Source organism: Nitrospinota bacterium (assembly GCA_027619975.1).
In the GTDB taxonomy this organism is placed as follows: domain Bacteria; phylum Nitrospinota; class Nitrospinia; order Nitrospinales; family VA-1; genus JADFGI01.
This window is the reverse complement of record JAQCGX010000026.1, coordinates 1-16,111: the sequence shown is the minus strand read 5'-3', so window position 1 is coordinate 16,111 and position 16,111 is coordinate 1. Positions and strand designations below refer to the sequence as shown.

The window sequence follows — 16,111 nt, the reverse complement described above, 5'->3', positions numbered from 1 at the left end:
TTCTTCATCCGTCGTCCGCACAGCCTCTGTCCAGGATAAAATATAAAGGACAAAATCCCGTGAGCCCACTCTGCAGGAGAGTGACGCCCAGAATTCCCGGCACAAGCAACCAGACAGGGTCGATCCAATATCCCAACGCCGACCCCGCCGCAACTACGGCTCCGACGATTCCATCATGGATACGTCTTTTGGTATTCATGATATTTTCCTCCTCATTAGTTTAGGGAAATCAACGGCGCGACTTGATGATGATGTCTGAGACCGTTTCGATGACTCGGTTCACCTCCTGCAGTGTCATTTTAGGGTATAAGGGCAAGGTCAATACTCTTTCTGAATAGTTCGTGGCTACCGGGTAATCTTCCGGGCGGGTATGGAATTCTTCTCGGTAGAAAGGTTGCAAGTGCAAACCCACGTAGTGCACGCCCACGCCGATTCCCCGTGACTGGATTTCGTCGACAAACTGGTCCCGTGAAATTGACAATTGATTGAGATTGAGAGCGATGATGTAAAGGTGATGAGCGGGTTGCGCATAACTTTTAGTAATCAAAGTTTCTATTTCGGGAATATTTTTAAACGCCTCGTCATACATCGTTGCATAGCGTTTTCGCAGTTCATAAAATCGATGCACTTTTCGTAGCTGATGAATGCCAAGGGAGGCGCTTATATCCGGCATATTGTATTTATAGCCGGGAGCATGAAGCTGCCAGTGGGAATAGCCGCTCTTGCCAAACCGCTTCCAGGCGTCCTTGCTCAAACCGTGCAATCGCAGTACCCGGATTTTATCTGCCAGCGCATCGTCGTTGGTGGTCAGCATGCCCCCTTCTCCGGTGGTGATATTTTTATTGGCGTAAAAACTGAACGAAGTCAGATGCCCCAGGTTGCCGATTTTTCTTTGCTTGTACGAGGATTCCAGCGCATGCGCGGCATCTTCGATAATAGCCAGGTTATACTTCTCGGCAATTGCTTCGATGGCATCCATATCGCAGGCATGACCGGCAAAGTGGACGGGAAATATTGCGCGGGTTTTCGGAGTGATTTTTGCTTCAATTTTACTGACATCGATATTCAGCGTCCCCGGTTCAATATCCACAAAGACGGGCCGCAAGCGTTCATGCACCACCACGCTGGCGGTAGCCGGGAATGTCATGGGAGTGGTGATCACTTCACTCCCTTCCGGAAACCCACTGGCGACAATAGAGAGATGAAGTCCCGCTGTACATGAGTTCAGCCCCAAAGCGTGTTTGCAACCGATGTATTGCTTGAACTCCTCTTCAAACTGATGGGTTTTAGGACCCGTCGTGAACCAGCCCGACTTCAGAGTATCCACAACCTCATTGATGTCATCCTCATCCAGCCAGGCACGGTGAAAGGGTAAGTCTATGTTCATATCAAACCATCTATAGTCGTTATTAATTCACACCCTTTACGGAGAGCGATTGAGGACTTGTATGGATTTTTCTGTTCCATATTGCTAATATTGTCAACTTGAACCACTTGCAAAGCAACTCCAACATAAAGCCCTTATAAATTATGGATCTGAATTTTAAAACTCTGGAAGACATCTTAATCGCAAACAACAGTTATATGATACAGGCATTTATCGTTGTTTTCGGTTCTCTCATCATTGACTACATTCAACGGCGAATTTTAAAACGACTCCAAAAACGGCTGGAGGAAACAGAAAATAGATGGGACGACGCCTTGATCGCCGCAGTCAGGAGACCCCTGAGTGTCATCATCTGGGCCGCCGGAATCTCACTGGCGGCGGAAATCATTCAGAAATCCACTAAAGCTGTTATTTTCAGCGCTGTCCAACCTGTCAGAGATACCGTAATCATTGCGGCTCTCGCCTGGTTCCTCGTCCGGCTGATCAATAATATTGAAAATACCTATATCGAAAAGGAAAAGGATGTTGACCACACTACGATCGATGCCTTTTCCAAACTGCTTCGCATATCAGTTTTCATAACGGCGGCCTTGGTTGTCCTGCAAACTCTGGGGTACAGTGTCTCCGGCGTGTTGGCGTTTGGCGGTATCGGCGGTATCGCCATCGGCTTTGCGGCCAAGGATTTACTGGCAAATTTCTTTGGCGGACTGACCATCTATCTGGACCGGCCTTTCGCGGTTGGCGAATGGGTTCGTTCACCCGACCGGGAAATAGAAGGTACCGTTGAAAAAATCGGATGGCGACTGACCTGTATCCGGACCTTCGACAAAAGACCGCTATACGTTCCTAATTCGATTTTTACAACCATCGCTGTGGAGAATCCTTCCAGAATGAAAAATCGAAGGATCTATGAAACGATCGGTATCCGTTACGAGGATGCGGCAAAAATTCCCTCTATCATTCAAAATGTGAAAGAGATGCTCCAGAATCACTCTGAAATCGACTCTCAGCAAACGCTGATCGTCAACTTCAACTCCTTCGCCCCCTCCTCCCTTGATTTTTTTATCTATACGTTTACCAAAACCACGAACTGGGTTCATTTTCACGAGGTCAAGCAGGAAATTCTGCTCCGGGTCATAAAAATTATTGAAGGCCAGGGGGCTGAAATAGCCTTTCCCACCTCGACCATCCATTTGGCAAAACCGCTCGAAAATGAAATGCTGAGCCCCCCGCAGAGGAAAAAATAATCGTCTCTCCGTCAAGCCCACTCAACGGATGGAAAGCTAATTCCCCAGAGGCAGGGTCAGTAAGGGTCCCTTGTCCTTCGCGTTCCCTGACTGCAGCGAAAATATCTGTGCCAGCAGGGAAAAAGTGGATTTGGATTGGAGATCGGAATCGTCTATATAAAACCAACTATCCCGATAATTCACGGCCATCGCCGCCTGAGCGGGCTGAGTAGACTGGGAGTGAATCTTAAGAAGTTCTCCGGTGACATCCGCCCAGTTAAACGGCTTGCCGGATGAATAGCGGGTCAACGTGACCTTGCCGCCCATTTGATCTTCTTCAGGAGCTTCCACCGCGTGGGACAGGTAGTACATCATTCCCAGCAGGGAGCGCGTTTCCACCCGGATGTGTTGTGGGTCATCGGGAGAAGGGTACGGGGTCAAAACAAACCGCAAGTTTTCCGGGGGCAATCCCAAAAGAACGTTCAACTCCTGAAGCTCCGGAAAACCATTTTCCGTCTTTTCAAACTGAAAAATCAATTCCGGGATGTTGCCGCTGGCTCCCAGAGACAAGGTGTGGGCATCCTTTAGCTGTAATTTTCGGATCAAATTAGCCGCTTGGGCAAAATCCTCATAAACAGGCGCAGTTTCCGGAGTCGGTCCAGAGGCTGTGGGAGCATTTTTCAAATTGCCGACTCGCTCCAGGCAAACCCGTAAAATCCGTTCAAAGCTCCAGCCCGAACGGGTCAGCAGGAATATGTTCTCCAGGGGGATATGTGACAAAAAACGTTGAATGAATTGTTCGCCCTGCAAAGGCGCATAAGATACAGTTGGATTTTCCTCCACACTGGCCCCAGCCGAAAATCCGAAAAGGCCCTTGACGCCATTCTGAAGGGTGGCGTCGGCATCGGCGTTGGCGCGAAATTTAAACTGGGCCGCAACGCTGTTGACCTCAAGAAAATAGGGAGTATCCCGGTATTTGAGGCGAACCAGATTCAGCAATAACTGCTGATCGTTGGACCTTTGGATGGTGGTGTTGTAGTTATACCGGTTGCCTTTTAACGTTGAAGGCCCCAAGCCGGAACAACCACTCAATAAAAAGACAACGAGAAAAAAACAAAGCTTTACAGCTATCCGTCTCCCCGACCGAATGGAATTTGATAATTTCAGCGCCATTATTAAACCTTTTAAAGAAGGTTGAGTGGATTCTTGATCAAAATTTTTGAGGCAGGGGGAAGGGGCCGTTCAAGACCGAATCAGTTTTTTTAAGATTTTTTGTCATAAACCTTGCGCCGAAACAAACCGTCCCGGCGGCTCACCACCCGGTCGAGAAACAACAATCCGTCCAGATGATCCATCTCGTGCTGAACCGCTCGGGCTTCATAACCTTCCATTTCGTAATTGTGAGAGGTGCCAAATTTATCAAAAGCCTTCACTTGAATAAACTCCCAGCGCACAACATTGCCGGTATAATCCGGAACCGACATACACCCTTCCCTTCCGACAACATTACCTTCCTTGTCGGTGATTTCGGGGTTTATCATAACCAGGTGGCCATGACTTTTTATTTTAGGCTTGCAGGAAACATCGACCAAAACGATGCGCTCAAAGCGCCCGACCTGCGGCGCCGCGATACCCACGCTCCCAGGTCCGGCATGCATGGTTTCTTCCAAGTCGCTGACAAAATTCAAAAGCGATTCATCAAATTTCTCGACGGGTTTGGATATTTGTTTCAACCGCTCATCTGGATAAACAAGAATCTCTAAAACAGCCATCGTACTTAACCCCTGAGAGTTTCAAGTTCCGAAAGATGCACTTCGATATCATTTTCGCTTTCAAACACCTTTAACGCATTTTGCAAAGCGTCAACACCCTTTGCCGCAATTCCCTCGATATGCATGATATACAGGGGCTTGTCGGTTGTGCCCCCTACATCTGACTCCAGATTCAGGATGCTTAGCCCTGCATCAGCCAAAACACGAGTGACTTGAGCCACGATTCCCGATCTGTCAGATCCGTGAACGCTTAACCGGACATTTGGTTCCAGGTGATGGTGCAGTTCCCCCTCTATTTTATCCACATGATGGCGAAGATTCAGGGAATCACACACGGTTTGAAGAGTGTGATCCAGTTCTTCCGCCTTTCCTTCAAATTGAACCATCAGCATGATCGTGAAACTCCCCCCCAGACGTGTCATTGAGGCTTCGCCAAGATTACAATTATTCAGGTATAAGGCTTCGGTGATTGTTGCAACGATGCCAGCGTGATCTTTACCCACAAGAGTGAGCATGAACCAGTTTTTCATAACGGATTTCTCAGAAAAAGTGTTTTGGAGATAATTTACCATCAACTCCAGCGCTCTGAAACTACTTGGCTTCTGGCCAATTATTAAAAACCTCCCAGGCATCCTTAAAATGAGAGGATGGGAATTTTTTTGCTATCACCGGCCCCTGCTGTTCCGGGACTCTGGAGACTACGATATGTTTTTCATTAAAATTTTCAGTTTCTATAAAAATAGATGATTTATCGGCAATAACGCATCCCGTGCCACGCATCAGCTCATCAAAAACATGTTTTGCTGAATTATGGATTTCCATCCCATTTTTATTCATCAGTTTTACCATAGTCTATTCCTCAAAATATTTACCTTTAAAACCAACTCCAAATCCCTAAATTAACCGCCCATCATATATACCGTATTCATCCCAAACCTCAAGAACGCTTTCAAATAAGGCTGGTAAAACTAACAAATTTAAGTTACCTTAGGATAATGCCAATAACTATTTGATTCGTAATGGTTTTTTAACTTTTAATTTCATTTTATCCGATATTTTTTGATCCGATTTTCTCGATTTATTAGATCGAATAATATCAAATGTACTCTATATTTCCAAGAAAACGATATGAGAAAAATAAGGGTTCTGGTTGTCGATGATGCCGTGGTTGTCCGTAAAATTGTGACGGACGTTCTATCTTCCGACCCGGAAATCGATGTTGTCGGCGTAGCTGCCAATGGGCGGATTGCCCTGGCAAAGATCCCACAAATAAATCCAGATATTTTAACTCTGGACATAGAAATGCCCGAAATGGACGGCCTGCAAACACTGGTGGAAGTCCGGAAATTGTACCCTTCCCTTCCAGTCATCATGTTCAGCACCCTGACGGAACGCGGCGGGGCCAAAACCCTTGAAGCTTTATCTTTAGGCGCCACGGATTATGTAACCAAGCCGGCTAATGTAGGCAGTGTCTCCATCGCCATGCAAAGAGTGCGGGATGAGCTCATTCCGAAGGTTAAAATGTTCTGCGCCGAGAAGGCAGGATTAAAACCACCACTCACGGGGAAACCAAGCCCGACAGTCAAAGTTGCGCCAAGGATTAGACCGCCTGTTAAAACGGGTTCAAGGTCACCTGCCAATGCAAAAATAGATATCGTCGCCATTGGCGTGTCCACGGGGGGTCCCAATGCCCTGGCGGAACTGTTCCCGGTATTTCCAAAAGATTTCCCGGTACCGATTGTGTTGGTTCAGCACATGCCGCCATTTTTCACCAAACTGCTGGCGGACAGACTATCCTCCAAGTCTGAAGTTACAGTTACTGAAGGAGCCCCCGGACAGGTTTTGGAAAACGGAAAAGCCTGGATCGCCCCCGGCGACTACCATATGGTGCTACGAAGAAATGGAACCCACGTCAAAATTGAAACCAATCAGGACCACCCTGAAAACTCCTGCCGCCCGGCGGTGGATGTCCTTTTTAGATCTGTGGCAAACCTTTACGGACCCAACATTCTCGGAGTCATATTAACGGGAATGGGTCAGGACGGAATGATCGGTTGTGAACACATAAAAGACGCTGGTGGGCAGGTGATTGTACAGGATGAGGAAAGTAGTGTCGTTTGGGGAATGCCAGGGTTTGTTGCCAAGGCAGGCTTGGCAGATAAGGTGCTGCCGTTAAATCAAATTGGCCAGGAAATCATCAGAATTGCTAAAGTGGGGCGCTAGCCCCCCCTCTACCCCCTGCCACGAAACGGGAACAAAGGGACAAAATCTCCTAGTGAGTCGCCACCAGGCTTTCAGCTGGACCGACGTGGACCGTTTTTTTCGTATCCAGAATCAGCAACAGCTTATCTTTTAATTTGTAAACGCCGAGGACCAGCTCTCGAGTGATTTCATCGATGGTATCCGGTGGGCGTTCAAAATTTTCTTCAGCAACCTCCAGAACATCAGCAATTTCATCGACCAGAAGACTGACGACCCCTCCCTCAGTGCGAACGACCACATTCATGGGAAGCTTGTCTTCTTTCCATTCTTCCATGCCAAGCCGACTACGCAAATCAATAGCCGTGATGATCTGTCCCCTAATGTTGATCAAACCACGAACCGCCGAAGGCGCCAGGGGAACTTTGGTCATATCCTGGTACCGGAATACTTCCTGAACGTTTTCCACTTTCACACCAAAAAATAGATCGCCGAGATAAAAAGTACAAAATTGTTTCGATTCAGCCATTATTTAGTTTCCTATTCGTACGGTAGCAAGAGGTTGATCTTCATAAAAGGTTGGGTCATTTTCACGAACAATCGCTTCAGCATCCAAAAGATCCGTGACCATGTCCTGAACGACCACAGTGCCTAGGGTTCCCTTCCGGTTGGAGCCGCGCTGAACCGTGATGACCTCATCCACGATGTCGAGGATTTTATCGGCCACTAAAGCCACGCTTTTCCCATTTTGAGTATAAACCACGGCCTGCATCGTTTCTTTTTCAGCATAGTCCTGGTTCCCATTGAATATTTTGGAGAGATAAATGAGCGGCATGATCTCACCTCGATATTGAACCACCTCCTGAGCCCCGGACCTTTCCACATCGGAACGTTTAAACTCTTCAAGTCGAGCAACCATGGAGAGCGGGATGGCCATTCGCCCCTCCTTGCCGATTCCAAAAATGAGGAGAGTCTGTTTTTCACTGCCTGCGGCCTGCGTTTTCTCGGATGATTCCACCCTGGCACGCTCACGATTCTGAGTGACTACCTTGGCAGTCTGCGCCAGGCCAATCACATCCAAAATCAATGCCACCTTTCCATCTCCCATTATGGTTGCCCCGGAGAAAGCAGCTATTCCTTTTAATTGCGGGCTCAGAGGCTTGACCACGATTTCCTCTGTATCATTAACCCCTTCCACCACCAGGCCAAATTGACGATCATCCGCCTGTAGCACCACGATGTTTATCGTGTCCTTCGCCTCTTTTTTCTCCACTTTGAGTTGTTCGTGTAAATAGATCAATGGAAGCAGGTGTCCTCTCAGTCTGTACACCGGAGCCCCCTGGATAAATTCCACATTCTTTTTGGCCTGCTCACCCTCCAACAACACCAGCTCCAGCAGGTTCACCTGAGGAATGGCATATCGATCGCCACCTGTCGTAATGGTAAGGGCGGGAATAATTGCCAAGGTCAGAGGAATTTTTACCTTAAGCGTGGTTCCCTGCCCGTGCGTGCTTTGAATATCAACCGTCCCGCCGATTTTTTCAATGTTGGTTTTCACCACATCCATCCCAACGCCGCGCCCGGAAACATTGGTTATCTTCGCCGCAGTGGAAAACCCTGGAGCGAAGACAAGATTAACCAACTCACGATCGCTCATTCGCGCCGCTCTTTCCGGGGTGATCAAGTTTTTTTCCAGGGCTTTTTGTTTGATTCTTTCCGGATCAATTCCGCCGCCGTCATCACTGATCTCAATATTGACCTGGCCGCCCTCATGAAAAGCCCGCAGCTTTAACATTCCCTCTTCGGGTTTTCCAGCGGCTTTTCTTGCTTCTGGAGTTTCAATACCATGATCCGCTGAATTGCGGACGATATGGGTCAATGGATCTTTTATCGCCTCAATCAGGGTTTTATCCAGCTCAGTTTCTTTCCCTTCCATCTCCAACCGTATCTTTTTGCCGCAGGATGCAGCTAAATCTCGAACCACACGGGGATACTTGCTCCATATGTTTCCAATCGGTTGCATTCGGGTCTTCATCACCCCTTCCTGAAGTTCCGTGGTCACCAGATTGAGATGCTGAGTTGTGGCGGCATAGGTCGAATCCTGATCATTGGGATTGAACTGTAAAATCTGGTTCCTGGCGAGCACCAGTTCTCCCACCAGGTTCATCAGCCGATCCAGAAGTTTTACGTCCACACGTATATTGGTGTCGGCCACTCCCCGGCCTTCTTGTTTTTTCTCCACTCCACTTTCAGCATCATCCTGTTTTTCCGAGACACTCGATTTAGGGCTCTGGCTCAACGGTGCGGGAGGTTGACTTTGCTCTTCTTCATCCAAACTTTCCGAAACCTCTTCGGTACTTTTAATTTTAGAAAGTCCTGGCGCGGCTTCTGAGGCCGCTACCGCCGTTACAACGCTCTCACCTTTTTGCAGACTGGTAAGCGTTCCAATCAACTCGGAATAGTCAACATCACCCTCATTTTGACTGTTTTCAATACAGGACAGAATCTGCCGTATGGCATCCACCATGGCAAGGAGAGCGCTGGTGATGGGCGGATTAATCGTCAACTCCCCCTCCCTGAGCTTGCTCAAGAGGCTTTCCCCGACATGGGCAACGGATTCCAACTTGGAAAAACCGATAAAACCACAAGTTCCCTTTATGGTATGAATGGTTCGAAAAATACTGGCTATAATGCCTGTTTCAGTAGGATTTTGCTCCAGATCAACAAGGTCCTGATCCAGTTGATCGAGGTTTTCATTACTTTCTACAAGGAATTCATTAACAATAGCATCCATACCACTCATTTCCTCGAGGTTGTCGTCTGAAGAGGCCCCGGTTTCACTGACAGCAACGTCCTCATTAATTGAGTCCGGGGTCATATCGGGGGCAACGGGTTCCATCCCCTCTTCCAAATCAGAATTTGGTTTTGATTTCGAGTTTTTATCCATTAAATCCTCGTATTAAACTTTTTCAAAATCACGATAATCCTTCAAAATCACGATAATCCCTTTCCACCTGAATCAGAACGAGCAACTCTCAAGGCGCACACTAGATTTCAAGTACCAGGTGTCCGCCCCATCATGTCTCCTGGATTGGCCACGGCAATTTTGACCATGAGGTCTCCTCCAGGCAAAGAATAATGCATTTTTTTATCTGGAAGTCCCCTGGGCATTAAAGGTTCGACATCGTGCCCACGCATCACCGTAGGAAGGGACATCACGACTTTAATACCTTCTTCCCCAAGCCGGGCAACGATATCTCCAGCCAGAACATTGGCCAGTTCGCCCACGACATCGCCCATCTCAGGACTGTCGTAACTCACCTCAAAACCGCAAAAAGTGTTTGCAATATTTTCAGCGGAGTCCTTCGGCAATGCCAACATCAGTATCCAGGATGCGTCGCCAACAAAGGAGATGATCCCCACAACACCATCCCCGATTTTTTTGTCGCTGTCATCCCCTTTAAACCTTGGAGCTGACCCAATAATCGTATTAAATATGGAAGAAACCGAACCACTCACACAATCAGTGATCACTTCCGGCATTTCATTTTTCTTGATATCACTCGTGGCCATATCGAATCCTTTTCTTCCTGTTCAGTTAATATCCATAATTTAATTGAACGGTTTAGGGCTTCAAAATCGATTTATTTAAGTAAACTTAAACAAATTCCCTATAATTATACAGACAATCAACATACAGTCAATGTAAATTTAAAATAACAAAATTCATCCCGCATTATTTGATATCCCGGTTCTTTCTGGGTTGCTTAACGGACGAAATGGTTTTTAATCAAGGTATTGATCAAAAATTCCCGCGATCCTGTCGAAAAACCAGATGCCTTGGAATTTTGGTTATTTAAAAATTGCCTTAATCTTTTCTTCCAATTGATTGGCATTAAAGGGTTTGACAATATACTGGCTCACACCCGCCGTAACTGCTTCCATAATTTTTTCTTTATCCGCTTCCGAAGTAACCATGAGAAAATTTGTAGCCTTCAGCCCAGCATCCGCCCTCACGGCCTTCAAAAACTCTATACCAGTTATTTTGGGCATATTCCAATCAGACACCACCAAATCAAAAGATCCCTCCCCCAACTTCTTAAAACCTGCGGCTCCATCTTCAGCATCGGTAATATCGGCAAATCCCAATTCCTTCAGAGTCTTTTTGATGATTTGTCGCATTACGTTTGAGTCGTCTACCACTAAAACCTTCTTGCCTTCGTACGCCATATTTCTCCCCTCCAGTTTCAAGTCACATGGTTAGAAAAAGATTAATTCTTGCCTTAAACAAAATACTATTAAAATAAATTTCTTATGCCGAATTTAGCAATCATGCGCTTTCTTTTTACTCAAAGAAATAGCACTCTTGATTCCCCCAAATTTCACCAAAGCATACTCTATAAATAAACTGGTAATGTAATATTGTCAACGAAAATATCTATTTGTTTTTAAAGGTTATAATATGGATATTATATAAAGACTAGATGGTAATTGGAAGGATTTTTTGCTCCCCCACCCTCACCCCGAAACTCATTTTCCTCCTCCAAAAGGCGGAAAACATTTGAAAAACTACCGATTATTTTTCGTTATAAGTTACGGACTGGGGATAAAAATAGTGGGAAAATGAGAAAAACACTTCAATGCGATAGGGGATTTTTTCTGGGGAGGGAGGAGAAATTTTTTTTATACGTGACACTCCTGAACCTGTTCATAAAGCGTGTCCCGCTCGACGGGCTGTCTTCCAGATTCGCAAATCATGTCGATGATGGAGTTCTTACGAAAAATTTGCTCCGTGGCCGCACCTGCCGCATGGATGATCTTCTCCTCCACCACCGTGCCATCCATATCATCGGTCCCGAACGATTGCGAGAGTTGCGCGATATTGGGGGTGATCATGATCCAGAACGCCTTGATGTGCGGAAAATTATCCAGCATCAAGCGGGAAACCGCCAGCGCCCGCAAGTCCAACTGCCCCGGAGTGGTGTGCAGGTGGTCGAGACGGGTATTCTCAGGATGAAAAGCGAGCGGGATGAAAGTGAGGAATCCTCCGGTCTCGTCCTGCAACTCGCGCAAGCGAATCAGATGATCGGTGCGGTCCTCGGCATTTTCAATGTGTCCGTACAGCATGGTGGCGTTGCTTTGCAAACCCACCTCGTGGATTGTCCGATGCACGTTCAGCCAATCCTCACCCGTGGTTTTTTCGCCGCAGATTTTTTTACGCACGCGGGGAGCAAAAATTTCCGCACCGCCGCCGGGGTTGGAGCCCAGCCCCGCTTCCTTGAGCTGGATCAAAGTCTCCCTTAAGGGAAGCCCCGCAAGTTGCGCCAGGTATTGCACTTCCACCGCGGTGAAGGCCTGGATATGCACCGTGGGAAAGCGTTCCTTCAAGCCGCGCAGTAAATCGATATAGTACTGAAACGACCAGTCGGGATGCAGGCCACCGACGATATGAAACTCGCTGACCTTGCCGTTCATGTATTTTTCCGCATCGGAAAAAATTTCATCCAAAGATTTTTCGTAGGCCGTGGGATCGTCCGCCTTCACGCCAAAAGCGCAAAACCGGCAGCTGTTGACACAGATATTGGTTGGATTGATGTGACGGTTGTGAATGAAATAAGTTTTATCGCCGTGCAGGCGTTCCCGGACGATGTTGGCCAGATACCCCACCCCCAACAGATCAAACGAATTCCACAGCAACACCCCGTCCTCAAAAGACAGGCGCTCCTGAGCGCGAACTTTCTCTTCCAAAGGGGCCAACGCTTTATCTTCAAATTCAAACAGCATAAAAAATTCCCATGTAAAAATTGTAAGTGGTAATTATACCTGAAGGTCCGGTTCAGGTGCAAGGAGGGGATGGGGGGATTGAAATAGTTAGAACAGAACTTGATTTTTTTCCTTTATATCAATTTGGTATAATCATTTCCATAAATATTATTTTCATTGGGTTGGATTTAAAATGAGCGATTCAGGGACCAAAAAATTACAAAATTGGGAAGAATTTGAAAAAATAATTGAAGAAGAACGAAGCGAATGCGAGAAACTTAAAAAAAAGGAGAATTCGACTTTCGTAGATGATCTTCTTTTTCGTGGCCAAGGGGATGCAGATTGGAAATTATTAACCTCCTTGGAAAGAATGTCCAAAAAAGAATGGTCATGCAAACAATACTATATTAGATTGGACAGTATCACCATATGTGGCCGCTTTTTTCGCCCTCAATGAAGCTAAAGAAGACAAAGAAGTTGCAATTTACACCTTCAGGGAATATCTAGGAAATGGGAAAAATAGTTCACTGAGCGAACCGTTTATTTGGGGGTTAGGACCATACATCCGTACTCACAAAAGGCATTATCAACAACAGAGCCGATACACCTATTCTATTACAGGGAAGAAAGATCCTGGTGAAAACCATATTTACGGGAACCATGAATCTGTTAAATATGGAAATGACCAAGATCTATTAAAGAAATATATTATTCCTGGCAAGGAGAGAAATAAGGTATTGGCAAAACTTGACCTCATGAATATTAATGCTTTTTCGCTTTTTTCTGATGAAGAAGGTTTAATGAGCATGCTTGCTTATCGTGAAATAAAGAGGAAAGAGAGTCCCTCAATAGAGGGCTGAGTGTGATTTCAACTTTTTTTACTCCCGCCAGGCGTGGTCCTATCGGTGTTCATTTGGTTCCCCTCCCCTACACCCACAAACAGTCCCCAATCATCAACGCCATCAACAGCAGGCTGATCCAACCGTTGACGTTGAAAAAGGCAACGTTCACCTTGGAAAGATCGTCAGGGCTGACCAGGGAATGCTCGTACCACAGCAATCCTGCCACCCCCGCCACCCCTGCAAAATAAAGCCCTCCCAAGAACGGGGACCACAATAAGGCCAGCAGAAAGACTATCATCACGCCATGCGCGGCTTTTGCCAGCATTAAGGCCCGTTCGACTCCATATCGTTGGGGAATGGAATGAAGGCCCAATTTGGAGTCCACCCTGACATCCATACAGGAATAGATGATATCGAAACCGATCAGCCAGAACACCACCGCCGCACCGAGGATCAGGGAAATCAGGGAAATTTCTTCGCGGATGGCCACCCACGCTCCCACCGGCGCGACGGAAAGAGCAATCCCCAGCCAGAAATGCGACCACGCCGTGAAACGCTTGGTCAGGGAATAAAAGAACACGATCGCCAGTGCCAGTGGGGAAAGATACAAAGCCAGTTTATTCAGCATGGCGCTGGCAAATATGAAGGCTAAGGATGAGGCTATTAGAAATATAATATACGTCCCGGCGTGGATTTTTCCGGAAGGCAGCGCCCTACCCTCGGTGCGTGGATTGGAAGCGTCAAAACGGGCGTCCACGATGCGATTGAAGGACATCGCCGCGCTTCTCGCCGTCACCATGCAGACAACGATCCAGAACAACTTTTCAGCCTGAGGAAGCCCTTCCGCCGCCAGAAATGCGCTCATGATGGCAAAGGGCAACGCAAAAATGGTGTGCTGGAGTTTGATGTCGGAAAAAATTATTTTGAGCTTATTGGTAAAGTTTGTCATCTCAACTCGATATACAGGAAAGGTCTTGTATTCATCCAAACAGTTATCAATAATAGGGGTTTTGAATCAATACCTTAAAAAATGAATAAATACAAAAGACTTCTCAAATTACTTCTGCCCCATAAAAAGGCTTTGATCATTGGCAGTGTGTTCCTCATTGGTGCTTCCCTGACCAACCTGGCGATCCCTCTTTTGATAAAGGACCTGGTCGATGTGGTCATGGTCAAGAAAGATCTGCAGATGCTCAATAACATCGCCTTGAACATCGGCGGGTTGTTTCTTCTGCAACTGCTATTTTCCACGGCCCACAATTATTTGTTTGACCTGACCGAAAAACGCATCACCACCGATTTTCGCACAAGAATCTTCAAGCACCTGCAAACCCTGTCGCTCAGCTTTTTTGCCAAGCGGCGCACGGGCGAGATCATGTCGCGCATGACCAATGACGTGACCACCCTGGAAAACCTCATCACCGACGTACCCGCCACAGCCCTCCAGCAATCGATACGATTGGTTGGCGGCGTTATTATCATAATCTACATGAACTGGAAACTCACGTTCATGATTCTGATACTGGCTCCCGTCATGGTCCTGTTCGCAAAGACCTTTGGCAGAAAATTAAAACGCCTCTCCACTGAAATTCAGGACAAACTGGCCACCTCCACCACCATTCTGGAGGAAAATATTTCCTGCGTCCAGGTGGTCAAATCGTTTGTCCGGGCCCCTTTGGAAACCGAGCGCTTTTCCAGTGCCGTGGAAGACAGTTTTGAAAGCGCCAAAAAGCGCGTGATTATATCCTCATTCTTCGGACCGACCATCGGCTTCATCGCCTTTTCCACTTCCCTGGTTTTGCTTTGGTATGGAGGACGGGAAGTCATCACCGGTGGCATCAGCCCCGGAGAACTGATTGCTTTCATATTATACGCAACCATCATAGCCGGGCCGATGGGCAGTTTTGCGCGTTTATTTACCCGTGTACAGGAGGGCATTGGCGCCAGCCAGCGGATTTTCGATATTCTGGAGACAGAGGCCGAAGTGGCCGACTCGGCGGACGCAAAACACTTGCCAGTCATTTCCGGGAAAGTCGAGTTTGATCAGATCCGCTTCCATTACCGGGAAGACCAGGAAGTTTTGCATGGCATCAGTTTCTCAGCCGAACCCGGTCAAGTCATCGCCCTGGTAGGCCCCAGCGGAGCGGGAAAAAGCACCCTCATCCAACTCCTGCACCGCTTTTACGACCCGGTTTCAGGAGAAATCCGTGTGGATGGAATCCCGATCCGGGAAGTCAGCCTCAACAGCTACTGGAGCCAGATCGGCCTGGTTCCCCAGGAAACCATTCTGTTCGGCGGCACCATTCAGGAAAACATTGAATACGCCCGCCTGAACGCAACCCAGGAAGAAATCATCGATGCGGCCAAAGCCGCCAACGCCCACAACTTCATCATGGACTGCCCGGACGGGTACCAGACAGTTGTCGGTGAGAAAGGCATTCGCCTTTCAGCCGGTCAACGGCAAAGAATCGCCATCGCCCGCACCATTTTAAAGAACCCCAGGCTGTTAATTCTAGATGAAGCCACCTCAGCACTGGATAATGAATCCGAATTATTGATACAGGATGCCCTGGAGAGACTGATGCAGGGCCGCACCGCATTTGTCATCGCCCATCGGCTTTCCACCATACACAATGCAGACAAAATCATAGTTATGGATAAGGGTAAAATCGTGGAAACCGGTAATCATCAAGAGCTTATGGAGCAGAGAGGACTCTATCACCGTCTCTACACTCTCAAGAGTTTACAAATGATAGAACAGGACAAGCCCCAAGAAGTTTAATTTTCCATCTATTAAATAAATATTTTCAATATGTTATGAGAATATTTGAGCAGTATTTGAAAATTATTAGAAATAAAGCTTGCTCTTATCGATCGGAGTAACTATATTGATTTCACATTGTCTCACACGAGACCGAAGCA

At 47.0% G+C, this 16,111-nt stretch carries 17 protein-coding genes; 5 read left to right on the top strand and 12 right to left on the bottom strand.

The window, feature by feature from the left end:
- Positions 1 to 4 precede the first annotated feature (4 nt).
- Both O3C58_09905 and O3C58_09900 read right to left on the bottom strand, forming a co-directional pair.
- Positions 5 to 199, bottom strand: coding sequence for a DUF2892 domain-containing protein (locus O3C58_09905; protein ID MDA0692171.1), 195 nt, complete (start codon positions 197 to 199; stop codon positions 5 to 7).
- Between the two features lie 30 nt (positions 200 to 229).
- Positions 230 to 1,387, bottom strand: coding sequence for a DegT/DnrJ/EryC1/StrS family aminotransferase (locus tag O3C58_09900; protein MDA0692170.1), 1,158 nt, complete (start codon positions 1,385 to 1,387; stop codon positions 230 to 232).
- 143 nt (positions 1,388 to 1,530) lie between these two features.
- Between O3C58_09900 and O3C58_09895 the strand changes: the two genes are divergently transcribed.
- Positions 1,531 to 2,634: a mechanosensitive ion channel family protein gene (locus O3C58_09895; GenBank protein MDA0692169.1), complete on the top strand. Its 1,104-nt coding sequence runs from the start codon at positions 1,531 to 1,533 to the stop codon at positions 2,632 to 2,634.
- Positions 2,635 to 2,670: 36 nt separating this feature from the next.
- On the opposite strand, the gene O3C58_09890 is transcribed toward O3C58_09895, so the two are convergent.
- The 4 genes from O3C58_09890 to O3C58_09875 form a co-directional block, all read right to left on the bottom strand.
- The gene (locus O3C58_09890) at positions 2,671 to 3,786 is read right to left on the bottom strand and encodes a hypothetical protein (protein MDA0692168.1); all 1,116 of its coding nucleotides are present in this window, start codon (positions 3,784 to 3,786) and stop codon (positions 2,671 to 2,673) included.
- A gap of 89 nt (positions 3,787 to 3,875) precedes the next feature.
- The gene (def, locus tag O3C58_09885; protein MDA0692167.1) at positions 3,876 to 4,385 is read right to left on the bottom strand and encodes a peptide deformylase; all 510 of its coding nucleotides are present in this window, start codon (positions 4,383 to 4,385) and stop codon (positions 3,876 to 3,878) included.
- 5 nt (positions 4,386 to 4,390) lie between these two features.
- Positions 4,391 to 4,915 carry an ACT domain-containing protein gene (locus O3C58_09880; protein ID MDA0692166.1) on the bottom strand — a complete coding sequence of 175 codons (525 nt, stop codon included), beginning with the start codon at positions 4,913 to 4,915 and terminating at the stop codon, positions 4,391 to 4,393.
- Between the two features lie 61 nt (positions 4,916 to 4,976).
- A complete protein-coding gene (locus O3C58_09875) occupies positions 4,977 to 5,234 on the bottom strand; it encodes a hypothetical protein (GenBank protein MDA0692165.1) in 258 nt (85 codons plus the stop codon).
- A 279-nt stretch (positions 5,235 to 5,513) separates the two neighbouring features.
- Here O3C58_09875 and O3C58_09870 point away from each other — a divergent pair, with 279 nt between their 5' ends.
- The gene (locus O3C58_09870) at positions 5,514 to 6,608 is read left to right on the top strand and encodes a chemotaxis response regulator protein-glutamate methylesterase (GenBank protein MDA0692164.1); all 1,095 of its coding nucleotides are present in this window, start codon (positions 5,514 to 5,516) and stop codon (positions 6,606 to 6,608) included.
- A 49-nt stretch (positions 6,609 to 6,657) separates the two neighbouring features.
- On the opposite strand, the gene O3C58_09865 is transcribed toward O3C58_09870, so the two are convergent.
- From O3C58_09865 to mqnE, 5 genes are all read right to left on the bottom strand, one after another.
- Positions 6,658 to 7,113 carry a chemotaxis protein CheW gene (locus tag O3C58_09865; GenBank protein MDA0692163.1) on the bottom strand — a complete coding sequence of 152 codons (456 nt, stop codon included), beginning with the start codon at positions 7,111 to 7,113 and terminating at the stop codon, positions 6,658 to 6,660.
- 3 nt (positions 7,114 to 7,116) lie between these two features.
- Entirely contained in the window at positions 7,117 to 9,531 is a 2,415-nt protein-coding gene (locus O3C58_09860; protein MDA0692162.1) for a chemotaxis protein CheA, read from the bottom strand.
- 107 nt (positions 9,532 to 9,638) lie between these two features.
- A complete protein-coding gene (locus tag O3C58_09855) occupies positions 9,639 to 10,157 on the bottom strand; it encodes a chemotaxis protein CheX (GenBank protein ID MDA0692161.1) in 519 nt (172 codons plus the stop codon).
- 279 nt (positions 10,158 to 10,436) lie between these two features.
- Positions 10,437 to 10,814: a response regulator gene (locus O3C58_09850; GenBank protein ID MDA0692160.1), complete on the bottom strand. Its 378-nt coding sequence runs from the start codon at positions 10,812 to 10,814 to the stop codon at positions 10,437 to 10,439.
- Between the two features lie 453 nt (positions 10,815 to 11,267).
- On the bottom strand, positions 11,268 to 12,368 hold the full coding sequence (mqnE, locus tag O3C58_09845; protein ID MDA0692159.1) for an aminofutalosine synthase MqnE: 1,101 nt from the start codon (positions 12,366 to 12,368) through the stop codon (positions 11,268 to 11,270).
- A 172-nt stretch (positions 12,369 to 12,540) separates the two neighbouring features.
- Between mqnE and O3C58_09840 the strand changes: the two genes are divergently transcribed.
- Entirely contained in the window at positions 12,541 to 12,804 is a 264-nt protein-coding gene (locus O3C58_09840; GenBank protein MDA0692158.1) for a hypothetical protein, read from the top strand.
- Positions 12,779 to 13,207, top strand: coding sequence for a hypothetical protein (locus O3C58_09835; GenBank protein MDA0692157.1), 429 nt, complete (start codon positions 12,779 to 12,781; stop codon positions 13,205 to 13,207). The genes O3C58_09840 and O3C58_09835 overlap by 26 nt, the downstream gene beginning before the upstream one ends.
- Before the next feature lie 67 nt (positions 13,208 to 13,274).
- On the opposite strand, the gene ubiA is transcribed toward O3C58_09835, so the two are convergent.
- Entirely contained in the window at positions 13,275 to 14,138 is an 864-nt protein-coding gene (gene ubiA, locus O3C58_09830; protein MDA0692156.1) for a putative 4-hydroxybenzoate polyprenyltransferase, read from the bottom strand.
- Between the two features lie 81 nt (positions 14,139 to 14,219).
- On the opposite strand from ubiA, the gene O3C58_09825 reads away from it, so the two are divergent.
- Positions 14,220 to 15,971 (top strand): ABC transporter transmembrane domain-containing protein, encoded by a 1,752-nt coding sequence (locus O3C58_09825; GenBank protein ID MDA0692155.1) that lies wholly within the window; start codon positions 14,220 to 14,222, stop codon positions 15,969 to 15,971.
- Positions 15,972 to 16,111: the final 140 nt, after the last annotated feature.

Coding starts and splice junctions, on each gene's coding strand:
- O3C58_09880 (MDA0692166.1), bottom strand. CDS start 4,915: ATGAAAAACTGGTTCATGCTCACTCTTGTGGGTAAAGATCACGCTGGC.
- O3C58_09850 (MDA0692160.1), bottom strand. CDS start 10,814: ATGGCGTACGAAGGCAAGAAGGTTTTAGTGGTAGACGACTCAAACGTA.
- O3C58_09825 (MDA0692155.1), top strand. CDS start 14,220: ATGAATAAATACAAAAGACTTCTCAAATTACTTCTGCCCCATAAAAAG.
- mqnE (MDA0692159.1), bottom strand. CDS start 12,368: ATGCTGTTTGAATTTGAAGATAAAGCGTTGGCCCCTTTGGAAGAGAAA.
- O3C58_09900 (MDA0692170.1), bottom strand. CDS start 1,387: ATGAACATAGACTTACCCTTTCACCGTGCCTGGCTGGATGAGGATGAC.
- O3C58_09905 (MDA0692171.1), bottom strand. CDS start 199: ATGAATACCAAAAGACGTATCCATGATGGAATCGTCGGAGCCGTAGTT.
- O3C58_09840 (MDA0692158.1), top strand. CDS start 12,541: ATGAGCGATTCAGGGACCAAAAAATTACAAAATTGGGAAGAATTTGAA.
- O3C58_09865 (MDA0692163.1), bottom strand. CDS start 7,113: ATGGCTGAATCGAAACAATTTTGTACTTTTTATCTCGGCGATCTATTT.
- O3C58_09870 (MDA0692164.1), top strand. CDS start 5,514: ATGAGAAAAATAAGGGTTCTGGTTGTCGATGATGCCGTGGTTGTCCGT.
- ubiA (MDA0692156.1), bottom strand. CDS start 14,138: ATGACAAACTTTACCAATAAGCTCAAAATAATTTTTTCCGACATCAAA.
- O3C58_09875 (MDA0692165.1), bottom strand. CDS start 5,234: ATGGTAAAACTGATGAATAAAAATGGGATGGAAATCCATAATTCAGCA.
- O3C58_09860 (MDA0692162.1), bottom strand. CDS start 9,531: ATGGATAAAAACTCGAAATCAAAACCAAATTCTGATTTGGAAGAGGGG.
- O3C58_09855 (MDA0692161.1), bottom strand. CDS start 10,157: ATGGCCACGAGTGATATCAAGAAAAATGAAATGCCGGAAGTGATCACT.
- O3C58_09895 (MDA0692169.1), top strand. CDS start 1,531: ATGGATCTGAATTTTAAAACTCTGGAAGACATCTTAATCGCAAACAAC.
- def (MDA0692167.1), bottom strand. CDS start 4,385: ATGGCTGTTTTAGAGATTCTTGTTTATCCAGATGAGCGGTTGAAACAA.
- O3C58_09890 (MDA0692168.1), bottom strand. CDS start 3,786: ATGGCGCTGAAATTATCAAATTCCATTCGGTCGGGGAGACGGATAGCT.